This is a genomic window from Streptomyces sp. NPDC037290 (assembly GCF_055603245.1).
In genome coordinates this window covers 1-1,070 of the sequence record NZ_JBVJVZ010000191.1, presented here as the reverse complement: position 1 = coordinate 1,070, position 1,070 = coordinate 1, and the positions used below count along the sequence as shown (strand labels likewise).

1 protein-coding gene is annotated in these 1,070 nt (G+C 70.0%); it reads right to left on the bottom strand.

Going from position 1 to position 1,070, the window contains the following annotated elements; all coding sequences use genetic code 11:
- Positions 1 to 159: 159 nt before the first annotated feature.
- Positions 160 to 1,070: MFS transporter (locus ACZ7HQ_RS45895; protein ID WP_471003697.1), on the bottom strand; the 911-nt coding region annotated here is incomplete at its 5' end.

Genomic DNA, 1,070 nt, shown 5'->3' with positions numbered 1-1,070 from the left:
AACCTCAGTGCGGCCCGGGCCTACGCCACCACGTACGAAACCCTCGCCGCTCCAAACACCGCGATGGACGTCTGTGCGGCTCGGAGTGTGGCTGTCGAACGTGAAAAGCCGCCGGGTCACGCTCACCGGCGAGCAGCTCCAAAGGAATTCATCGATGGCTCATGAAGCGGAAATGTCTGCCGCGGGTTCCGGTCGCAAACGCGGCGACGCACCGCTGGCCGCTCCGCCGACTTGTTCGGTGGGACCTCTGAAGCCCAGGTGGTGGGCGTGCCTGCCGACCACCGAGACGACCAGCGCGCAGGTAGCGAACCCGGCTCCGAGGAGACTGGATCCTGCCCAGCCGTAGGCGGTGAAGACGGGGGTGGTCGTGGCCGCGCCGAGGGCGGAGCCGAGTGAGTAGAAGACCATGTAGCCGCCGATCACGCTGCTCACGCAGTCGGGATGCGTGGCAGTGAGCACGTGCTGGTTGCTCACGTGCACAACCTGGACCGCGAAGTCGAGAACGACGATGCCGACGATGAGAAGCCCCAGGGACCGGGGGAGTTGGGCGATCGCCACCCATGAGAGGACGAGGAGGGCGAGCGCGAGGCCGCTGGCCGGGGCCGCGTGCCCCGCGTCCGCCCACCGACCCGCGCGGGCCGCGCCGAGTGCGCCCGCGAGTCCGGCGATGCCGAACAGTCCGATCTGGCTTTCGCTCAGCTGCCAGGGTGCGTCCGCCAGCGGCAGGGACAGGCCGCTCCATAGCGTGCCGAATGACGCGAACAGGAAGAACGCGATGAGGCCGTGCGTCAGGAAGGCGCGCTGCCCGAACAGTCCGCCGAGCGAGCCGACGACTTGCCGGTATCCCGCGACGGGGCTGGTACGTGTCTCCGGCGGCAGGACGGCGAGTACCAAGGCCGCGAGCACGAGGGAGAGGGCCGCGAGCGCGACGTAGACGCTGCGCCAGCCCCCCACGTCGGCGAGGGCGCCGGCGACGATCCGCGCGCCCAGGATGCCGATCACGACGCCCGTAGTCACGACACCGATGGTCCGCCCGCGTTCGGCAGGCGGGGAAGCCGACGCGGCGTAGG